21 protein-coding genes are annotated in these 19,890 nt (G+C 63.5%); 10 read left to right on the top strand and 11 right to left on the bottom strand.

Going from position 1 to position 19,890, the window contains the following annotated elements:
- Position 1 precedes the first annotated feature (1 nt).
- Entirely contained in the window at positions 2-2,383 is a 2,382-nt protein-coding gene (gene pbpC / locus JHD73_RS00775) for a penicillin-binding protein 1C (protein ID WP_368735487.1), read from the top strand.
- Positions 2,384-2,475: 92 nt separating this feature from the next.
- Here pbpC and JHD73_RS00770 read toward each other — a convergent pair whose 3' ends face one another.
- From JHD73_RS00770 to JHD73_RS00740, 7 genes are all read right to left on the bottom strand, one after another.
- The gene (locus tag JHD73_RS00770) at positions 2,476-2,934 is read right to left on the bottom strand and encodes a DUF3828 domain-containing protein (protein WP_199026701.1); all 459 of its coding nucleotides are present in this window, start codon (positions 2,932-2,934) and stop codon (positions 2,476-2,478) included.
- An 8-nt stretch (positions 2,935-2,942) separates the two neighbouring features.
- Positions 2,943-3,317: a CHAP domain-containing protein gene (locus JHD73_RS00765; RefSeq protein ID WP_199026700.1), complete on the bottom strand. Its 375-nt coding sequence runs from the start codon at positions 3,315-3,317 to the stop codon at positions 2,943-2,945.
- A gap of 160 nt (positions 3,318-3,477) precedes the next feature.
- A complete protein-coding gene (locus JHD73_RS00760; RefSeq protein WP_199026699.1) occupies positions 3,478-4,746 on the bottom strand; it encodes an MFS transporter in 1,269 nt (422 codons plus the stop codon).
- On the bottom strand, positions 4,743-5,084 hold the full coding sequence (locus JHD73_RS00755; protein WP_199026698.1) for a hypothetical protein: 342 nt from the start codon (positions 5,082-5,084) through the stop codon (positions 4,743-4,745). Before JHD73_RS00755 ends, JHD73_RS00760 begins: the two co-directional genes overlap by 4 nt.
- A 16-nt stretch (positions 5,085-5,100) precedes the next feature.
- Positions 5,101-5,553, bottom strand: coding sequence for a MarR family winged helix-turn-helix transcriptional regulator (locus tag JHD73_RS00750; RefSeq protein WP_199026697.1), 453 nt, complete (start codon positions 5,551-5,553; stop codon positions 5,101-5,103).
- 116 nt (positions 5,554-5,669) lie between these two features.
- On the bottom strand, positions 5,670-6,326 hold the full coding sequence (locus JHD73_RS00745; RefSeq protein WP_199026696.1) for a PQQ-binding-like beta-propeller repeat protein: 657 nt from the start codon (positions 6,324-6,326) through the stop codon (positions 5,670-5,672).
- A gap of 37 nt (positions 6,327-6,363) precedes the next feature.
- On the bottom strand, positions 6,364-7,584 hold the full coding sequence (locus tag JHD73_RS00740; protein ID WP_199026695.1) for a helix-turn-helix domain-containing protein: 1,221 nt from the start codon (positions 7,582-7,584) through the stop codon (positions 6,364-6,366).
- 97 nt (positions 7,585-7,681) lie between these two features.
- Between JHD73_RS00740 and JHD73_RS00735 the strand changes: the two genes are divergently transcribed.
- The 4 genes from JHD73_RS00735 (at position 7,682) to JHD73_RS00720 (ending at position 12,159) form a co-directional block, all read left to right on the top strand.
- Complete coding sequence (locus tag JHD73_RS00735) at positions 7,682-8,461, top strand: DUF899 domain-containing protein (protein ID WP_199026694.1); 780 nt, start codon at positions 7,682-7,684, stop codon at positions 8,459-8,461.
- Positions 8,439-9,254 (top strand): DUF2182 domain-containing protein, encoded by an 816-nt coding sequence (locus JHD73_RS00730; RefSeq protein WP_199026693.1) that lies wholly within the window; start codon positions 8,439-8,441, stop codon positions 9,252-9,254. The genes JHD73_RS00735 and JHD73_RS00730 overlap by 23 nt, the downstream gene beginning before the upstream one ends.
- Before the next feature lie 162 nt (positions 9,255-9,416).
- Positions 9,417-10,625, top strand: coding sequence for a DUF418 domain-containing protein (locus tag JHD73_RS00725; protein ID WP_199026692.1), 1,209 nt, complete (start codon positions 9,417-9,419; stop codon positions 10,623-10,625).
- Between the two features lie 142 nt (positions 10,626-10,767).
- Positions 10,768-12,159: an L-cystine transporter gene (locus tag JHD73_RS00720; RefSeq protein ID WP_199026691.1), complete on the top strand. Its 1,392-nt coding sequence runs from the start codon at positions 10,768-10,770 to the stop codon at positions 12,157-12,159.
- Positions 12,160-12,216: 57 nt separating this feature from the next.
- Here JHD73_RS00720 and pcaQ read toward each other — a convergent pair whose 3' ends face one another.
- Positions 12,217-13,149 carry a pca operon transcription factor PcaQ gene (gene pcaQ / locus JHD73_RS00715; RefSeq protein WP_199026690.1) on the bottom strand — a complete coding sequence of 311 codons (933 nt, stop codon included), beginning with the start codon at positions 13,147-13,149 and terminating at the stop codon, positions 12,217-12,219.
- 105 nt (positions 13,150-13,254) lie between these two features.
- Here pcaQ and pcaH point away from each other — a divergent pair, with 105 nt between their 5' ends.
- The 3 genes from pcaH (at position 13,255) to thpR (ending at position 15,425) form a co-directional block, all read left to right on the top strand.
- Positions 13,255-13,995 carry a protocatechuate 3,4-dioxygenase subunit beta gene (gene pcaH / locus JHD73_RS00710; protein ID WP_199026689.1) on the top strand — a complete coding sequence of 247 codons (741 nt, stop codon included), beginning with the start codon at positions 13,255-13,257 and terminating at the stop codon, positions 13,993-13,995.
- Positions 13,995-14,690 (top strand): protocatechuate 3,4-dioxygenase subunit alpha, encoded by a 696-nt coding sequence (gene pcaG / locus JHD73_RS00705; RefSeq protein WP_199026688.1) that lies wholly within the window; start codon positions 13,995-13,997, stop codon positions 14,688-14,690. The genes pcaH and pcaG overlap by 1 nt, the downstream gene beginning before the upstream one ends.
- A 132-nt stretch (positions 14,691-14,822) precedes the next feature.
- The gene (gene thpR, locus JHD73_RS00700) at positions 14,823-15,425 is read left to right on the top strand and encodes an RNA 2',3'-cyclic phosphodiesterase (protein ID WP_199026687.1); all 603 of its coding nucleotides are present in this window, start codon (positions 14,823-14,825) and stop codon (positions 15,423-15,425) included.
- Positions 15,426-15,436: 11 nt separating this feature from the next.
- Here thpR and JHD73_RS00695 read toward each other — a convergent pair whose 3' ends face one another.
- Positions 15,437-16,132: a DsbA family protein gene (locus JHD73_RS00695; protein WP_199026686.1), complete on the bottom strand. Its 696-nt coding sequence runs from the start codon at positions 16,130-16,132 to the stop codon at positions 15,437-15,439.
- Between the two features lie 13 nt (positions 16,133-16,145).
- Entirely contained in the window at positions 16,146-17,027 is an 882-nt protein-coding gene (locus tag JHD73_RS00690) for an MBL fold metallo-hydrolase (RefSeq protein ID WP_199026685.1), read from the bottom strand.
- A 107-nt stretch (positions 17,028-17,134) separates the two neighbouring features.
- Between JHD73_RS00690 and JHD73_RS00685 the strand changes: the two genes are divergently transcribed.
- Both JHD73_RS00685 and JHD73_RS00680 read left to right on the top strand, forming a co-directional pair.
- A complete protein-coding gene (locus JHD73_RS00685; RefSeq protein WP_199026684.1) occupies positions 17,135-18,037 on the top strand; it encodes a LysR family transcriptional regulator in 903 nt (300 codons plus the stop codon).
- Between the two features lie 60 nt (positions 18,038-18,097).
- On the top strand, positions 18,098-19,042 hold the full coding sequence (locus JHD73_RS00680; protein ID WP_199026683.1) for an endonuclease/exonuclease/phosphatase family protein: 945 nt from the start codon (positions 18,098-18,100) through the stop codon (positions 19,040-19,042).
- 20 nt (positions 19,043-19,062) lie between these two features.
- On the opposite strand, the gene JHD73_RS00675 is transcribed toward JHD73_RS00680, so the two are convergent.
- A complete protein-coding gene (locus tag JHD73_RS00675; protein WP_199026682.1) occupies positions 19,063-19,890 on the bottom strand; it encodes an oxaloacetate decarboxylase in 828 nt (275 codons plus the stop codon).

Here is a 19,890-nt window from a genome sequence, read left to right as displayed (position 1 = left end):
CGTGTTGCGTACCTTGGGCGGCTGGCTGGTTCGCTGCCAGAACTGGCTGGTCGGCGCTCTGCTGATTGGGGCGGTGCTGGCGGGATGCAGGCTATGGCCGCATCCCCCGCTGCGTGACTGGAAGCCCTCGTCGATCGCGGTGCTGGATGATCACGGCCGCCTGCTGCGGCTCGCACTGGCCAAGGACGACCGCTACCGGCTGTGGGTGCCGCTCGATCAGATGTCGCCTCAACTGGTCGAGGCGGTACTGTTACACGAAGATCGCTGGTTCCACTGGCATGCAGGATTCAATCCTTATGGGCTTGCGCGCGGCGCCTGGGTGACCTATGCGCGCGGCGGTAGCCCACAGGGCGGCTCCACCATCACCATGCAGCTTGCGCGGTCGCTGTGGCAGCTCAACACGCGTACACCGCTGGGCAAGCTCAGGCAGGTGGCGCGGGCCGTGCAGCTGGAGTTGTTCTATTCCAAGCGGCAGATTCTCGAGGCCTATCTGAACGATGCGCCATATGGCCGCAACGTCGAAGGCGCAGGAACGGCAAGCCTTGTGTACTTCGACAAGCCTGTCGCCAACCTGACCTTGCCCGAAGCGTTGGCGCTCGCCGTGATCCCGCAGGACCCGGTGCGCCGGCTACGCGGTTTGCCCGAGCAGGATCAGATTAACCGGCAGCTCACCGCAGCGCGCAACCGGTTGTATGCGCGCTGGCGCCAACTGCATCCGCAAGACACCGCATTGCAACCGCTGTTTGCCTTGCCGTTTGCATTGCGACCGCTCATGGCGTTGCCATTCGAGGCGCCGCACGCTGCCGACCAGATATTGGCAGCGCGCCGTGCACAAGGCGACTGGAACGGTCCCGACAACCGCGACGCGCGCATTGTGACGACCATTGACCTGGAGCTGCAACATGTGCTGGAGCGCCAGATCAACCGCTATGTGGCGCGCAACGGCGGGCGAGGTATCCGCAATGCGGCAGCGCTGCTGGTGGACACGCGTGACATGGGTGTGAAGGCGTTGGTCGGCTCGGCTAACTTTTTCGACCGGGCGATCCAGGGGCAGGTCAACGGTACGCTGGCGCGCCGCTCGCCGGGGTCGACGCTCAAGCCATTCATTTACGGGCTGGGTTTCGACCAGGGCGTCCTGCATCCGCAGACTGTGCTGCGAGATGTGCCAACGTCGTTCGGGCCGTACTCGCCTGAGAACTTTGATGGCCACTTTCTTGGTCCGATCACAGCAACCGACGCACTGAACCGCAGCCGCAATATTCCGGCCCTGTGGGTGGCGTCGAAACTCCACCAGCCCGATCTCTACCAACTGCTGCAGCAGGCCGGCGTGAGCCGGCTGGCGAGCCCACAGCACTACGGCTTGGCGTTGGTGCTGGGCGGCGGCGAGGTCACCATGCAGGACCTCGCAGGCCTGTACGCGATGCTGGCGAACGGCGGCGTGTTCAAACCCCTTCGCCTGCGTGCAGATGTTCCTATGGCGCAGGGCACGCGCTTGCTGAGCGCCGAGGCCAGCTTCATGGTGACGGACATGTTGCGCCAGCATTTGCGCCCAGATGAAACCAGCGGCGCTCAGCCTTCGCGCCTGCCGGTGTATTGGAAGACCGGGACCTCGTGGGCATTCCGCGACGCGTGGACAGCGGGTGGTTTCGGCCCCTACGTGCTGGTGGTATGGGTGGGCAATTTCGACAACACCGGCAACGCGTCTTTTGTTGGTGTGGATGCGGCAGCGCCGCTGTTCTTTCAGACCGTCGATGCGTTGCAGGCCGAACAGCCTCAGCTGGCGGAGCCGCTGCGGCGCATTCCGTCAAACATCAAGCGTGTTCAGATCTGCCTGGCCAGCGGTGACTTGCCAAACCAGTGGTGTCCGCAGACGGGCTCTACATGGTTCATTCCGGGTGTTTCGCCGATTCGCGTGAGCAGCGTGCATCGCCCCGTCATGATTGATGACGCCACTGGGCTCGCAGCCTGTCCGCCCTATGCCGACAAGCGCACACACCAGGAAATTTATGAGTTCTGGCCGACCGACCTGCAGCAGGTGTTCGCGCAGGCGGGCATCCCACGCCGCAAGCCGCCGCAGAATCCGGCGTGCCGCAGTGCTGGCGTGGTTGAGGGCGATCCGCCGCAGATCACCTCACCGGTGCGTGGCAGCGTGTATGCCGTACGTATGAAGCAGTCGGCCGATACGCGCATTGCATTCAACGCCACCGCTGATGCGAGCGCACATGCGTTGTACTGGTTCGTCAACGATGCCTATGCCGGAAAGACGGCAGCGGGCGAGGCCATGTTTTGGCAACCGCCCACCGCGGGCGAGTACAACGTGCGGGTCGTTGATGATCATGGCCGGAATGATCAGCGGCGGCTGCAGGTGCAACTCGTCGACTAGCTTCTGAATCGACGGAAATGCGCTTCATCTATCCATACAAAAAAGCCCGCAACACTGCGGGCTTTTTTTTCATGCGTGGCGGCACGCCAGGATCACTGAAAGTCCTGCGTATCCTCAACCTTGGTGATCTTCCAACCATCTGCCAGTTTGCGCAGGAAGACGAGCACGCTCACCTTGTCTTTCGAACCGAATGTGACTGGTACGACGGCAACGTCCTCAAGCAGGATCGGGGCGCGGGCGACGGTGTGCTCGGCCCAGTCCTTCTCGTCGTAGTCCTGGACCTTGGTGAAGTAGTCAGCATCCCCCGGCATTTCATTGCGGCGGTAGGCCTCGCGCAGGCGGTCCACGGTGTCTTTGGATACATAGGTGTAGATGCCGCTGTCGGTCAGTGGGTAGACCGACTTGGCCTGCAGCTTGATGTACCAGGCGTAGAACGCCTTTGTGTCGGCTTCAGGCGAGGCGGCTTTGCCTTGTGCCATGACGGCCTGCATGCCAAACAGGCTGGCCGCGAGGACCAGCCACGCCAGCAGTCTGGAGAATCGCGTCTTCATGGCGGGCCTCAGTCGTCGTGGCGATAGATCTTGTAGGCCGGCTGCGCGGTGCGATAGGCCTCACCCGGGTAGAAGCCCTGTGGCCCGGCGTTCTGTGTGAAATCAGATACCCATACCGTGCCGTTGTAGATGGCCATGTGCCCGGACGGATGACCCGGTGCCGGCTGAATGACGATCACGTCACCCTTGCGCGGGGTGGTTTGCACGGTGTGAAAGCCACCTTCTTCGAGGACGGGGCCGTAGTCCTTCGCGAAGTGCGCGCGGCCCAGCGTCGCGCCGCCCCATTCGAGGGCCTTGCGGACGTATTTGGCGCAGTTTCCTGTGCTATTCGGTTGCACGTGGCTGTCGGCGTAGTTGGCCGCGCGGTTTCCATCGTAGGGCATCGTGTCTCTCCTGAAATACGATTGCGGACGCGGCCATCGTACAAGGACTGCCTCGGCGGAATGTTATGGGGCTTTCAAACAAGCCCGTACGCAGCAAAGAAAAGACAGCAGCGGGGTGGGCGAGCGCACCAACGCAATTTCCGTAGTGGTGGGGCGGATTTCAGCGTGTGCCTGGTTCCAGCGTTGCCTGCGCCTGACGGGGCAGATGAATCTGCTGGCGCATCACATAAATGGCAACCGCGGCCGAAAGCAACCCGGAAAGTGCACCGACCCCGAGTGACCACCGGGGCCCGAGATGGTCTGCCACCCAACCCACAATCGGCGCGCCGATGGGCGTGCCGCCCAGCGCGATCGCTACCCGGAGCGCCATGACGCGGCCCCGCATGGCAGGCTCGGTCGACAATTGCATCAGGCTGTTGCTGGTGTTGGTGAATGTGAGCGCGGCAATGCCGGTGATGACCAGTGCTGCTGCAAACAGCCAATAGCTCGGTGCGATGGCGGCCAACGTGCACCCCAGGCCAAACATTGCTGCACCGATCAGCAGCGATTTGAACTCAGGCCGCTCACGACCGGCGGCGAACAACGCGCCAGACATCGTGCCAATAGCCATCATCGACGACAGCACGCCATAGCCGCGCGCGTCGGAATGAAAGACGCTTGCGGCCATCGTCGAGATGAAGATCGGGAAGTTCAGCCCGAACGTGCCGATCAGGAACAGCATGACGAGCATGGCCTTGAGGTCGGGCCGAGCCCGCACATAGCGGATGGCCTTGGCGAAACCGCCTGCCGAACGCCGTGCCCGCGCATTCGGGTGCAGCTCGGACTTGCGCAGAAAGCAAAGCGAAACCAGCACCGCGATGAACGAGAGGCCATTGGCCAGGAACGCCCAGCCGGTACCAAGGGAGGCAATGGCAATGCCAGCAGCTGCTGGCCCGATCATGCGCCCGGCATTGAACGATGTTGAGTTAAGTGCAACGGCGTTGGACAATTCACCGTCTCCGACCAGTTCCGCCACGAAGGTCTGGCGAACCGGCGCATCGAACGCCGACGCGCAGCCCGACAGGAATGCCAGCAGATAAACATGCCAGAGCTGAACTACACCGGTCACGGTCAGCAGCCCGAGAATCAACGCCAGCACGCCCGACGTTGCCTGTGTTGCCATTAGCAGCTTGCGCTGGTTATAGCGGTCTGCGGCAACGCCCGTCCACGGCAGCAGCAGGAGCTGTGGGCCGAACTGCAAGGCCATCACCACGCCCACCGCAGAAGCGTTGTGGTTGGTGAGTTGCGTCAGGACCAGCCAGTCCTGGGCGGTACGCTGCATCCACGTCCCCACGTTGGAGACCAGTGAGCCCGCTGCCCAGAGGCGGTAGTTGTAAATGCGCAGCGAGCGGAAGACGCCCGTTGCTGGCGCACTTGTCGATGTGCTCATCTGGGTTCCTGCACCTTGCCAGCAAGATTGCCCCCATTGAAGCGGCCAAAGCGTCGTGCCAGCGGGACGCTGAGCGCGAGGATGCCGAGCCCCAGCACTGCGGCATCCCCTGTGTCACGCAAGTTGAAGTCACCCACATGCAAGACGAGGATGTAACCGACGACCAGGTTGAACAGGCTCCAGAGCACGTTCACTGTCGAGGACGAGAGCCCTTCGCCACGCGGTTTGGCGAATGGACTTTGAAACGGCCAGCCCGCGATGCCGAAGACGAAATGCGGCACGGCGTTGGCGAGAAAGGCGCCGCCGAAGAACCACGATACGAAATGCAGTGCTGTCATGTCTGGGGCTCCGTGTTCAGAATTCGGCAAGCCGTTGCAGCAGCTTCACTGCGCTCGTCAGTTCGGCTTGTTCCTGGGGGGACAGTTGGGCCTGCAGTGCGCGAAAGAGCCAATCATCCTTGGCGGCGCGGCTCTCCTTGAGCACCTTGCGGAAGCCGGGCGTCAGGTCGATGAGCGTTTGCCGACCGTCAGTCGGGTCGGGCTTGCCGACAACTGCCCCCATGGCTTCCAGCCCTGCGACAGTCACGCGCATGGACTGCGGCTTCACACTCTCCGCACGGGCAAGTGCGGAGACCGTGGTGGGACCGTCACGATCCAGGCGCAGCAGAACGGACTTCTGCGCGTGGGTGAGGTCGTTCGGGTGCACTTGTTCACGCAGCCGCCGAGACAGTTTGCCTAGAGCAATGCGCAGATCACCCGCCAGCGTGGCCGACGGTGAGGTTTCGGTTGGGGAGGGTTGCTTGACCATCCGCCAAGCGTAGCATAAATACAGTTTAACTGTGCAGTTTGACTGTAATGTTGAGCCGAAGGCGAGAAAGCCCGCATCGCCACGGGCTTCGCTCGGTTGGGTTGGGATGTGGCTGGCTAGCTTGCCGTTGCTTTTGCGCTTTTTGGAGGCCGCCGTACCGCCCGAATCTTCCCGCTGGTTCCGCCGCCGCAGAAGAACTGGTCGGCGCCGTCAGATTCTAGCCCTGACACGCTCACACCTGTTGGCATGTCGATCTGCTCCAGTACCTCGCCCGTGCGTGGATCGATATGCCGGATATCGCTGTCGTCGCCTTCCCAGGTGGCATGCCAGAGTTCGCCGTCGACCCAGGTGACGCCCGTCACAAAGCGGTTGGATTCGATGACGCGCAGCACGGCGCCAGTTTCGGGGTCGATCTGGCGGATTTTCCTGTCCCGATAGTGGCCGACCCAGAGTGTGCCTTCCGCCCACGCGAGCCCGGAATCGCCACCGGCGCCCGGCGCGGGAATGGTCGCGAGTACGTTCCCGGTTTGTGGGTCGATCTTGTGGATGCGGTCTTCTGCGATCTGGAACAGGTGCCGCCCGTCGAAGGCCGTGCCGGCATGGGCGGGTACGTCAATCGTGCGCAGAGCATGACCGCTGGCGGGGTCGACTTCCTGCACATGGTCCCCAGCCGCAAACCAGACGTGCTGACCGTCGTACGTTACACCGCCTACGTTGTTGGCGCCTGGGAACGGGCCATATTCGCGCACGATTTCGGCGGCGGATCGTTTCATGTTCGTGTCCTGTGGATTGGGTTGCGGAGCCTTCATCCTAGTCACTCGGCAGCGGCGCCGGGAGTAACAAGGTGGTCGCGAATCCGGGCACGGGGGGCGTCATCCAGCGGCGGGCCCGGCCATGGCCGAAACACTGCACCTTGCCCGCTGTCGCCAGCGTGTCGAGCGCGCGCTGCACGGTGCGTTGGCTGCTGCCGAGCGCGAGCGCCAATGCCGAGCTGGACCACGACTCCCCATCTGCCAGGCAGGCGAGCACGGCAGCGTGCGGCTCCTCAACGGGTTGTGCCAGCACGACAATTTCGCGCGCGCGCCGCGGCTGCAGTGCGAACCCGTGTTTGGTTGCGCTCACCGTTGCCAGATCGCCGAGTGCTGCGCGCAGCCGCCCGATCTCGACACGCAGGCGCACGCGATGCGATTCATCGGCGTACTTGGTGCGGAATGCCTGGGCGATGAGCCTGTCTCTTGGCACGTCTGCCGGCCAGGCTTCGGCCAGAGTGCGAACGAGGGTGAACAGCACCGGGCGTGTGGCGAGTGAGACGACGGTGTCGGTCTCGCGCACGGCAAGGCGGCAGGCGTCTACGACGAGCGTTGTCGAAGCGAACAGCGCTTCCACGTCCTCAAGCCGGAGGAGGCGTGCCTCGCCGCGCACGATCAGGCGCGCGGCAGGTGCATGCAAGGCAAGGGCTGCGTTTTCAACTTCCGCCGTTAGTGCGGCGATGCCTGCTTGGCGCGCAGCGCGTTCAGCATGCGCAAGTGCTGTACGCGCAGGCTGTGTTTGCAGCCGGCGCAGTGCGATGCCCGCGATGACCAGCTCATGCGCCGCCCGTAGGACAGGCGGCAGGGTGGCCGGGTTCTGCACCGCCAGCATGCGTTCGGCGTCGTCCAATCGGCCAATGAGGAGAAAACGTCGGATGTCGAGATACCGCGCATGTGCGGCGTTGACATGATCGCCGTGCGCTTCCAGCGTGACACGTGCTGCATCGAGTGTCTTCTCGGGCCAGCCAAGGTCACGGGAGGCGAGCGCAATTTCGGCTTCTGCAACGATGCAGCGCGCGCGGGCCAGCGCCTCTCTTGATCCGAAGGCGCGTGCTGCATTGCGCAGCAGTGTCCGTGCGCGTGTGAGGTCGCCAAGCTGGGCCATGGCGATACCGCGCAGCGCGAGTGCCGGCGGGTCGTCGCGCAAGGCGACGCGGTTCAGCGCCCCGAACGGGTCACCCGCCGCGAGCGCGCGTGCGGCTGCCGTGATCAGCGAGTCCATCTGAATCCCGCCACACTTGTCACTCCCTCCGGTTGGTGTCGGCGCCTAATCTAGCACACGCGTTTCCACCCGAATTTCCATCCACATGGAGGTAAGCATGACTGCAACACACATCACCCAACATGCCACCGCGACGCGGCAAGCGTGGCTAAAGGCACGTCTTGAGCTGCTGGCAGCGGAGAAGGAACTGACACGCCGCAGCGATGAACTCGCACGCCAACGTCAGGCGCTGCCGTGGGTCCGCGTCGACAAGACCTACCGCTTTGAAACCGATGAGGGGAGTGCGTCGCTGGCGGACCTGTTTCGCGGGCGTTCGCAACTGCTCGTCTATCACTTCATGTTCGGGCCTGATTACAAGGCCGGCTGCCCGTCGTGCTCGATGATTGCGGATGGGTTCAATGGCTTTGCGACGCATCTGGCGAATCACGACGTACTGCTGCTGGCGGTATCGCGCGCCCCGCTGGAGAAGCTGCAGGCCTATAAACAGCGCATGGGCTGGACGTTCCCGTGGGCGTCGTCGGTCGGCAGTGATTTCAACTACGACTTCAACGTCTCGATTTCCGAAGAGCAGCAGCGCGCCGGCACGTCCGACTACAACTACGTGCGCGGCAGCCACGTGATGGATGCATCAGACCTGCCCGCACCCGTGCAGCAGTTTGCGGCCATGTGCGGCACCGATGCCCCCACCTACGTGCGCGACCGGCCGGGTATGAGCGCATTCGTGCTGGAAGATGGCGTCGTGTATCACACGTACTCCACCTACGCGCGCGGACTGGATGGCCTGTGGGGGGCCTACCAATGGCTCGACCGTGCGCCGCTTGGTCGCAATGAAACCGGTGTCTGGTGGCGCCGCCATGATGAGTACGCGCAGCGTTGAACCATCACGCACGCATGCAGTGTCCGAGCGCGGTTTCCTTGGCGTCTCGGCACTGCTTTTCGTGGCCAGCACGGCGGCGACAGTCGCGTGGTGCACATCGATGTCAGGCATGGGCGAGATGCCGATGCCCGGCGGCTGGACACTGGCGATGGCGTGGATGCCGATGTGCGGGCAGACATGGCTAGGCACCGCCGCCTCGTTTCTCGGTATGTGGATCGTGATGATGGTGGCGATGATGTTGCCCTCTCTGGTGCCGATGCTGTGGGGGTATCGGCACAGCGTGCGCACGGCGGGAGGGACGCATCTGGAGGCGCTGACCGCACTGGTTGCGCTGAGCTACTTCGCGGTGTGGGCGGTGTTTGGTCTGCTGGCCTTTGCGCTAGGGACTGTGCTTGTGACGTTGCAGATGCGGTGGCCGATGCTGGCGCGCGCGGTTCCGGTGGCGGCGGGTATCGCAGTGCTGGGCGCGGGTGTGCTCCAGTTCTCCGTATGGAAAGCGCATCTGCTTGCCCGTTGCCGCGAGGCAGGGGCGAGTTGCGTGTTACCAGCAAACGCTCGCACAGCCTGGCGACAGGGTATGCGCCTCGGCCTGCATTGCTGTGGCTCGTGCGCAGGGTTGACGACGATTCTGTTCGTGGTGGGGGTCATGGACCTGTGCGCGATGGTGGTGGTTACCATCGCCATCACCCTTGAGCGTTTTGCGTCTTCTGGCGTGCAAGTTGCACGTGCCGTTGGCGTGATTGCCACCAGTGTTGGCTTGTGCCTGATTGCGCGCGCTATTGTGCTCGCGTAATACGCGGTTTATCGCGCGCATGTGTGCGGGTTTTTTTCGTTTGTGCGAAAGACGCTTGCAGCTGGCTGAGCGTGTCGTGTGCGCCGTCAGTGGGCCACAAGGCGGCGCGTTGGCATGCGGAATATCCTGCCTTTCGTTCAAGCTGTCTTGTCGGAATCCGTCATGGCCCTATCTCCAATCGAGCGTCAATCGAGCCTTGACGCGCTGCGCGGTTTTGCCCTGCTTGGCATCCTGGTTGTCAACATCATTGCGTTTGCTACGCCGTACTACGGCACGGGCGTGCCTGATCCGTTGGCCCAGAGCCGTGTCAGCCACGCGGTCATGGTTGGCATCGCCTTGCTGTTCGAGTGGAAGTTCTATCTGCTGTTCTCGTTCCTGTTCGGCTACAGCTTCACGCTGCAGATGCAGTCTGCCGAGCGCGACGGCAAGGCGTTTGTGCCTCGCATGCTGCGACGGCTTGCTGGGCTCTGGGTGCTCGGGCTGCTGCATGGTGTGCTGTTGTTCCACGGTGACATCCTCACCACCTATGCGTTGATGGGCGCTGTGCTGCTGACGTTGCGCAGCCGGGCAGACAAGCCGCTGGCCAAGCTGGCCGTGGGCCTGATTGTGGGTACGGCCGCGGTGTGGGCGATCATCGGCGTGCTCTCCGTGCTGGATGTCGATGCGACGCGCGATTCGAAGGCGTTGGCGGAGATCACCTCGGCGCTGACGGCGTTCCGCAGCACACCCGCGGGCGTCATCGCCCAGCATGTGGAAGAACTCAAAGGTGTGTGGGTGGTGACGGCCCTGATGCAGGCGCCGACCGCGCTGGCGATGTTTCTGATGGGGTGCATTGCAGGGCGGCGCGGGCTGTTCTCGGCATCGTCGCCAACCGCCGGCACCGGCAAGCTGTACACGCAATGCCTGATTGCCGGCGCGTGTGTGGGCCTGCCGGCTGCGGTGGCGTATGCCTACGGCACGACAAAGCTGGCCGGCACGCCGTGGGATCTGCTGGGCCTGTCGCTAACCCTGCTGACGGCACCATTGCTGACCGCTGCATATATCGGCGGGATGCAGTTGCTGTTCCGCACCCGTTGGGGCCGATGGTGGCTGGGCGTGCTGGCACCTGCCGGGCGGATGGCGCTGTCGAACTACCTGATGCAGTCGCTGGTGTGTTCGGTGATCTTTCTAGCGTATGGATTCCGCATGATGGGCCGGGTCAGCCCACTGGACACGCTGCTGATCGCGTTTGCAATCTTTGCGGTGCAGACGGTCGTAAGCCGCTGGTGGTTGGGGCGTTTTGCCTATGGTCCGGTGGAGTGGTTGCTGCGCGCGGTGACGCACTGGCGGTTTTCGGCGTTGCGCACCGAGCCGAAGGGGTTGGCCAGCTAGGGCAGCGCCAGGATGTTCGTGTGAGATTGGGCGATTCCTTGCTACGACGCCATTTGCGCATCTGTCGTAAGATGCCGGGGCAATTGACGATGGTGATGCCGAAGTCGTCACTTTCGATCACACATAGCAACTCAATAGAACAATGAACGTTCCGCTCATACTGAATATCGCCGCCTTCGCAGCCATCCTGATTGGCCTTGGCGCTTGCGTGAAATCGAACTGGAGCCTGGCAAAGCGCGTGCTACTGGGCATGGTGTTGGGTATCGTGTTCGGTCTGGTGCTGCACCTGATCTACGGCGACGAAAGCGCAACGCTCAAGCAATCGATTGCGTGGTTCAGCGTCGTCGGCGGCGGCTACATTCAGTTGCTGCAGATGATCGTCATGCCCCTGGTGCTGGTCTCCGTTCTCAATTCGGTGGCCAAGCTCAACAACACGGCGTCGCTGGGCAAGATCAGCGTGCTGACAATCGGCACGCTGCTACTGACGACGCTGATTTCCGCACTGGTCGGCGTGTTTGTCACGAACCTGTTTGGCCTGACCGCACAAGGGCTGGTGCAAGGCGCGCAGGAAACTGCCCGCCTGAGCGCGATCCAGGACAACTACGTCGGCAAGGTGGCTGACCTCTCGGTTCCGCAACTGCTGCAGTCCTTCCTGCCGAAGAACCCGTTTGCAGAACTGACCGGTGCCAAGCCGACATCGATCATCGGCGTGGTGATCTTTGCCGCATTCCTGGGTGTGGCTGCACTGAATCTGCTCAAGGATGATGCGGTGAAGGGCGAGCGTGTGCTGACCGCCATCGATACCGCGCAGGCCTGGGTCATGAAGCTTGTGCGACTCGTCATCCGCCTGACCCCGTACGGTGTGCTCGCGCTGATGACTAACGTGGTGGCCGTGTCCAACGTGCAGGACATCATCAAGCTCGGCGGCTTCGTGGTGGCCTCGTATCTTGGCCTGGCGATCATGTTCGGTGTGCATGCCGTGCTGCTGACGGTCAACGGCATCAATCCGATTCGATTCTTCCGCAAGGTGTGGCCGGCGCTATCTTTCGCGTTCACCAGCCGGTCGAGCGCTGCCACCATTCCGCTGAGCATCGAGGCACAGACACGGCGTATCGGCGTGCCGGAGTCGATCGCCAGCTTTGCGGCATCGTTTGGGACCACCATTGGCCAGAACGGCTGCGCGGGCTTGTATCCCGCCATGCTGGCCGTGATGGTGGCGCCCACGGTCGGCATCAACCCGTTTGATCCGGTGTGGATTGCAACGCTGGTCGCGATCGTCACGCTCAGTTCAGTTGGCGTTGCCGGCGTTGGCGGTGGCGCTACCTTTGCCGCGTTGATCGTGCTGCCGGCCATGGGCCTGCCCGTGACGCTCGTGGCGCTGCTGATCTCCATCGAGCCCCTGATCGACATGGGGCGGACCGCGCTCAACGTCAACGGCTCGATGACCGCCGGGACGATCACCAGCCAGTTGCTGGGGCAAACCGATCGAAGCGTGTTTGATGCCGGTGACGAGCCGGAACTGATGCATCGCTGATCGCTGACCGCTGCGCCAAAAGAGAACATGCCGACCTCGTGGTCGGCATGTTGCTTTTCAGGGCACCTGCGCCAGATCGGTCAGCGTCTCCATGAATGCGCTGGCGAGTTCGCTGGGTGTGCTGGCACTTCTGCGTAGCAGGCCGACGGGCTCTTTGGTGGCGGATGTGACAATGTCCAGTCGGACCAGTCCACCGTGCTGAAGATCGTCATGGGCGGCGCGCTCGGGTGTGATCCACACCGCATTGGAGCGGCATGCCAGCAAACGCGCGACCGACACGGATAGCGTTTCTGTTACGCCCGTCGGCAAGCGCAGGCCGTGCGTCTGGAGCAACGCCTCAGTGTGATGACGCGGTACGGTGCCCGGTGTCGCAATCACCATCGGATAATCCAGCACCGCCTGCAACGACGCCGATGCGCCTGGCTGCGCGAGCAGCGGATGCCCGGGCCGCACCACCAGCGCAAGGGGTTCGGCATAGAGCAACTCGAACGATAGCCCTTGCATGGCATCCGGCTCGGCCATGCGGCCGACCACGAAATCGAGTTCGCCTGCCTTGAGCGCTGTCAGCAGTTCGGCATTGGTGCCGGTGCGCAGGCGTACGCCGGCATGCGGGCGTTGCGCATGCAGCGCGGCAATCGCCTGCGGCAGCAGGCCGCTCGCCACGGTCGGCAGGGCGCCGACGTGCACGACAGGTGCAGAGGCTTCGCCCGAACCCATCAGCGCTGCGGTGGCCGATTCCAGCGCCTGTGTCGCGCCTACGGCATACCGCAGGAACTGCTCGCCGGCCGCGGTGAGCCGCGCCCCTTGCCGGCCACGTTCAACCAGTTGGGCGCCGGCCAGCGCTTCCAGTTCGCCCAGTGTTTTCGACACCGCCGGCTGGCTCAGGTGAAGCCGCTCAGCCGCCCGCCGCAGGTTGCGCTCCTGCGCAATGGCAACAAAGCAACTCAGATGGCGAAAGCGGATGCGCGAGGGGAGGTCAGTGCTATCCATAACTTTTAGTTATCGATTTTTCGATCATAAGTCAATTTACTTCACTTTTTGGCGGCCATATAGTCCAACTCGAGTCATTCCTACAGATTCCAACGGAGACGCCCCATGACCCTGCCGCTTTCCGGCACCGGCGAGTTCGCCCAGCGCGATACCGCCCAGCACCCGCCCGCGCTCACCCCCGTGTACAAGACCAGCGTGCTGCGCTCGCCGCGCAATGCGCTCATCTCCACGCTCAATACGCTGTCGGAGACGACCGCGCCGGTATTCCACCCGGACGACCTCGGCGCGCTCGATAACGACCTCATCCTCAACTACGCCAAGGAGGGCTTGCCGATTGGCGAGCGCATCATCGTCCACGGCTACGTGCGCGACGAATTTGGCCGCCCCGTGCCGAATGCGCTGGTGGAGGTCTGGCAGGCCAACGCCGGTGGCCGCTATCGTCACAAGAAAGATCAATACATCGCGCCGATCGACCCGAACTTCGGCGGCTGCGGCCGCATGCTGACGGATGCCAACGGCTACTACGCCTATCGCACCATCAAGCCGGGGCCGTATCCGTGGCGCAACCGCATCAACGACTGGCGCCCGTCGCATATCCATTACTCGCTCTCGGGCGATGGCTGGGCGCAGCGCCTGATCACACAGATGTACTTCGAGGGCGATCCGATGATTGCGCAGTGCCCGATCATCAAGACCATTCCCAGTGAAGAGCAGGTGCGCGGTCTGATTGCGTTGCTCGATACGGCCAACCACGTGCCGCTCGATGCGCGCAGCTACCGTTTTGACATCACGTTGCGCGGCCGCCGTGCCACGCATTTCGAGAACGCCCAGCAAGGAGCCAAGTGATGACCACGACCACGCTTCATGCATCGCTCGAACGTGCCCAGGCCGCAACCATGACGACCACGCCGCCCTTCGCGCATTTCAATGAGACGGCCTCGCAGACGGGCGGCCCCTACGTGCATATCGGGCTCGCACCGCGCCAGGCAGGCTTCGACATCTACGAGAAGGAATTCGGCAACGTGCTGACCACGCCGGCCACGCGCGGCGAGCGCATCGCGCTGGAAGGCCGCGTGTTTGATGGTTCCGGCTCGCTCGTGCGCGATGTGCTGATCGAGATCTGGCAGGCCAATGCCGATGGCAAGTACGCCCACCCGGCTGACCGCCAGGACAAGCCAGTCGATGCGGCTTTCCGTGGCTGGGGCCGCGCGGGTGCCGATTTCGACACCGGCGTCTATCGCTTCGACACCATCAAGCCGGGTGCCGTGGCAGGGCGCGGCAATACCGTGCAGGCGCCGCATATCTGCATGGTGCTGTTTGCACGCGGCATCAACCTTGGCTTGCATACGCGCGTGTACTTTGGTGATGAGGCCGCCGCCAACGGTGCCGACCCGGTACTCAATGGCATTGAATGGGAAGTGCGCCGCAAGACGTTGATTGCGCAGCGCACCGAGCGCAATGGTGAGGTGGTCTACACCTTTGACGTGCGCCTGCAGGACACGCCCGATGGTGGTGCGGAAACGGTGTTCTTCGATATCTGATCGATTGCCGCGTCACATGAAACAACGCCCAGCGGGGTAACCTGCCGGGCGTTGTTTTTTGGAGCAATGCGCAAGACGTCATGCGCTTGTCGATAATGGAGGCCTTGATGCTCCACACTTGACACCCGCGCTGTGACCCAACTCACCCTTCCCGGATTCGAAGCCACGCCCCAGTTGCCCGCACACCGCCTGTTTCTGGCGATCAAGCCCGATGCCGGTACCGCAGAGCGCATTGTGCGGGTGGTGGAGCAACTGCGGCCAGCCGTCGGCTTCAAGGGAAAGGCGCTACGCCCGGAGCGCCTGCATATCACGCTGTATCACCTTGGCGATTTCGTTCAAGCGCCGCCGGACGATCTGGTTGCGCGCACGCGCCTGGCTGCCGAAGGGCTTGCCTTGCCTGCCTTTGATGTCACCTTCGATCAGGTGGTGAGCTTTCATGGCCGACGCGACCATCGGCCATTCGTGCTGCTGGGCGGTGAAAGCGAGAGTGGCGCCAATGGCACGACAGCACTGATGGCGTTTCAGTTGGCACTGGGCGAGGCCTTGCAGCATGCCGGCCTGCCCGTGCCGCTTGGGCATTTCAAGCCGCACATCACGCTGCTGTACGACCGTGGCGGCTTTGCGCCCAAGCCGGTCGAGCCCATGACTTGGACGGTGCGCGAGTTCGTCCTCATCCATAGCTGGCTCGGCAAGACGCGGTATGACGAGCTTGGCCGCTGGACACTCAAAGGCTGAGCTTCGCGCCGTTACGCGCAGCCATCCGGTCCGCAGACCGGGCCATCGGCCTCACTTGCCGGGGCGGGGGCGCCGATGTGCTGCGCCAGGGCCTGTGCCCATTGTTCCGGACGACCGAGCCACGGGCCGACGTCGATCGTGCCCAGGCGGCCCTCCGCATCTTCCAGTGCAAACGTTGGAAAGCCCTGTCCACCCACGCGATCCAGCCATTGCCGGCTTGCCGCAATGTGCTGCTGCGTGAGTGCGCCGGCTTGCCGCGTATATTCCGCATCGAACGCCTCAGGCGACAGGCCCAACGTTGCGGCCAGCTCACGCAGCACGGGCAGATCAGCAATCCGCCGGCCTTCTTCGTAGTGCGCGCGCTGGACGCGGTGGATCATGTCCAACCCGTGCCCGCCAAGCGCTTCAGCCGCCAGCACCGCGGTGATGGGCGGCTCCGAATCCATCACTGCGCTGGTATCACGCAGCAGGCCGTCAAAGTACGGTTTGCCGAAAGGCTGGCCGGTCATCTCTGCGATGCGGTGGTCGTGCGGCATGACGTAGTCGCGCCATTGCGGCGTGACCATGCGCCGGTTTGCGCCGGCCAGCATGCCGCCGCCATAAAAGGCGACGGTCAGACCAGGCACCGCGCGGGCGGCATCCACCAACGGTGCGGCGCCGTAGCACCAGCCGCACAGCGGGTCGAAGATGTAATGCAACGTCGTCATAAGCAATCCTGGGTTACTGCGGCCACTTCATTTCGCCCTTGATGACCTTGGCGCTCAACTCCAGCGATGCGTCACCAGGCAGGGACGGGTAGGCCGCTTTCATCGCCTTGATCAATTCGGCTGAGTTGTTGGCGCGGGCGGCTTCGGCTTCAAAGGTCTTCAGGTAGTCTGCCGTAAAGCGTACCGCTTCCAGCCCCGTGGGCATGGGTCCGGTGAAGTGTCCTGGCACCACCGTCGTCGGCTTGAGCGCGGTGATGTTGTCGAGGGTCTGCAGCCAGCCCAGGCGTGATTTGCGCGTTTGCGTGTCGGCCACCCAAACATGGTCGCCGCTGTTGACAACCACGCCACCGGCCACCGTCTTGAGCGACGGAATCCACAGGTACGTGCGCGCCGGGTTCGGGCCGTTCAGGCCCTTGATCTCGATGGCGCGGCCTTCCAGGGTGAGGTGGTCGGCGTGCAGCACCTCGGGCAGCACGAGCGCCTTGGGGGCGTTGTCTTTCAGGAGCGGACCCCAGTAGGCCAGCTTGCCATTCATCGATGCCTGGATGGCCGCCACGGTTTGCGGTGTGGCCACGATCTTCGCCTTCGGGAAGGCCGCGCGGATGACGTCGAGGCCGAAGTAGTAATCCGGGTCGCTCTGGCTGATGTACACGGTGGTGAGCGTCTTGCCGCTGGCCTGGATCTTTCGCACCAGGGCTTGCGCGTCGGTGCGTTGGAACTGCGCGTCGATCAAGATGGCCTCGTGCGCCCCCGTAATGATTTCCGACGACACCGGGAAGACACCCTTGTCACCGGGGTTGTAGACCTCCAGGTGCAGCGGCGCCGGCGCGGCGGCATAGGCAACGATGCCGGCGCTGACGAGGCCGGCGGCAAGCAGGGGGCGGATCAAGGTCATCGGGGGGCTCCTGGGCGGATGTGATGGCAATACCGCTACTGTAGGTTGCTTGATTCGGCCGAAAAACCACCTAGTATGCGCATATTTGTTTCGCGAATCGATCAAATATGGACCGAATTCGAGCCGCCGAGGTGTTCGTCGCGATTGTCGAGCGTGGCAGCCTGAGTGCCGCCGCAGATGGGCTCGATATGTCGCGCGCCATGGTGACGCGTTATCTGGCGGAGATGGAGGCGTGGTCCGGTGCACGCCTGCTGCATCGGACTACGCGCCGCATCGGTCTGACACCTGCCGGCGAAGCCGCGCTCGTGCGCTGCCGCCAGATACTGGAGATCGCTGCACAGATGGCTGCGGCGGACGGCCCCGAAGCTGACACGCCGCGTGGTTTGCTGCGCGTTGCGTGCGCACAATCGCTCGCGCAAGAGGTGCTGAGTGCGGCGGTAACGGCCTACCTGCGGCGTTATCCGCAGACCGCCGTCGACCTCGTCGTCGACAACCGCACCATCAACCTTGTGGAGGAACGCATCGATCTGGCGGTGCGCATCACCAATGATCTTGACCCGAACCTCATCGCGCGGCCGCTGGGCACGTGTGAATCGGTGGTAGTGGCCGCGCCCGCGTATCTGGCGGCGCATGGCGTGCCACGCCGGGTTGAAGATCTGGCCGTGCACAACTGCCTGACGTATTCGTACTTTGGCAAGAGCCTGTGGAGGTTCACCGATGCGAAGACGGGCAGGTCATCCGATGTGCCTGTGAGCGGCAACCTGAGTGCGAATGAGTCGATGGCGCTACTGGCGGCAGCCCGGGAGGGGGCGGGTGTCGCACTGCAGCCGGCGTTTGCAGCAGCGCCGCTCATTGCCAGTGGCCAGCTCGTACGCCTGCTGCCCGAACACGTGCCGCTGGCGCTCGGCATCCACGGCGTATACAGCTCGCGCAGGCAGATGCCGGCGGCGCTGCGGGCGATGCTGGACTTCCTTGTCGATTGGTTTGCTGCGCACCGGAGCGTGACCTGATGTAGCAATCGGCGGCAGGGGGGATGACTACAGTGAGAGGCTCCCAAGCCCGGAGCCCCCATGAACTACGAAGGCATCACCACTGAAATCGCGCGCGGCCTGTTGGAGCTGCGTGCTCGTATTGCCCAAGCGAAGATTCCATCCTCCAAGCTGGACGAGACGCTCAACATCGCCACCTGGAACGTGCGCGAGTTCGGCAGGAAACCGCGCACCAAGACTGCGCTGTACTACATCGCGGAGATCTTGCGGCAGTTCGATCTGATTGGGCTGCAGGAGGTGCGCGACAACCTGGGCGACCTCAACCGCGTGCTCGAAATCCTCGGCCCTGATTGGCACGCGGTCTATTCCGATGCAATGACGGATGCGGGTGGCAACCGCGAGCGCATCGCCTACATCTATGACCGTCGCGCCGTTGCCTTTACCGGCCTGGCGGCACAGGCGCAGCCGCCGCGCACGAAACGCGGTATCGAGTACTTGTCGGATATCTCGTGGTGGCGCCGGCCATACATGGTGTCGTTTCATTCCGGCAACTTCGATTTCGTCTGCATTTCTGCCCACATTCGGTGGGGCAACAGCGAGCGGGATCGACTGCCGGAAATCGAGGCGCTGGCCGACTGGGTCTACGCCAAGGCACAGGAGAAGGATGCCGACGGCAAAGACTTGATTGTCATGGGCGACTTCAACGTCCCCAGCGAAAAGAGCCCGCTGTTCCAGGCGCTGACTGCCCGCGGGCTGCGCGTGCCGGACAAGCTCCTGCGCAGCACCTTTGGCAGTAACCTGGAGAAGAACAAGCGCTACGACCAGATCCTGCAGATGCCGGAATACCCCGAGAGCTTCACCAATGCGGGCGGCGTGCTCGATTTCTACCAGGGCGACCATACCCCGCTGTTCCCGCGCCTGACCAAGCAGGCGATGACGTATCAGCTCTCAGACCACCTGCCGCTGTGGGTGCAGATCAATACCAATACCGAGGAGCACACATTGCGGGCGCTGGCCGAGGGCTGATGGTCAGTGTGCTGTATTGCTCAAACAAACGGCGCAAAGAGGCCGTTGAGCCTGGCCCCGCTGGCGGCATCACGCGCAAAGGCGAAGGTACCCGTGGCTCGCAGTTCTTCCGCCGCGCGGAGGAATGCCCCTTGCGCTGCACGAGCCAGCGCAGCGCCCACGCTGATGCGCTTGACGCCCAGTTCGGTTAGCTCCGCTACGCTCAGATTGCCATCCGCAAACCCCATCAACACGTTGAGCGGACGGTCGATTTCGCGCAGCACGGTGGCGATCTCTTCGCGCGTTTTCAGGCCGGGGGCGTAGAGCACGTCGGCGCCGGCGTCCTGGAATGCCTGCAGGCGGCGGATGGTGTCGGCCAGGTTGTTACGGCCGTGCAGGTGGTTCTCTGCGCGCGCGGTGAGCGTGAACGGAAACGGCAGCGAGCGCGCGGCTTCCACGGCGGCGCGTACGCGCTCGACCGAGGCTTCCAGCGGATAGATGGGCGCATCGGCGTGGCCTGTGGCGTCTTCAATTGAGCCGCCCACGATGCCGGTGGCACCCGCCAGGCGGATGCTCTCGGCCACGGTCTCGGGGGTATCGCCAAAGCCGTTTTCCAGATCGGCGGCCACCGGCAGGTCAGTGGCTGCAGCCAGATCGGCCACGTGCGTGAGGATGAGGTCGCGGCCAACGCCGTAGTCGGGCCGCCCGCGCGAGAAGGCAAAGCCGGCGCTGGTGCTGGTCAGCGCCTCGAAGCCGAGCGCCGCCAGCAATCGGGCCGAGCCCGGGTCCCACGGGTTGGGGATGACGAAGGTGCCGCTGCGTTCGTGCAGGGCGCGGAAGGCGTGGGCTTTTTCGATCTGAGTCGGCAT

Source organism: Ralstonia sp. ASV6, assembly GCF_016429285.1.
GTDB classification, from domain to species: Bacteria; Pseudomonadota; Gammaproteobacteria; order Burkholderiales; family Burkholderiaceae; genus Ralstonia; species Ralstonia flaminis.
The sequence above is the reverse complement of the archived record's forward strand: the minus strand, read 5'-3'. Positions and strand labels throughout refer to the sequence as shown.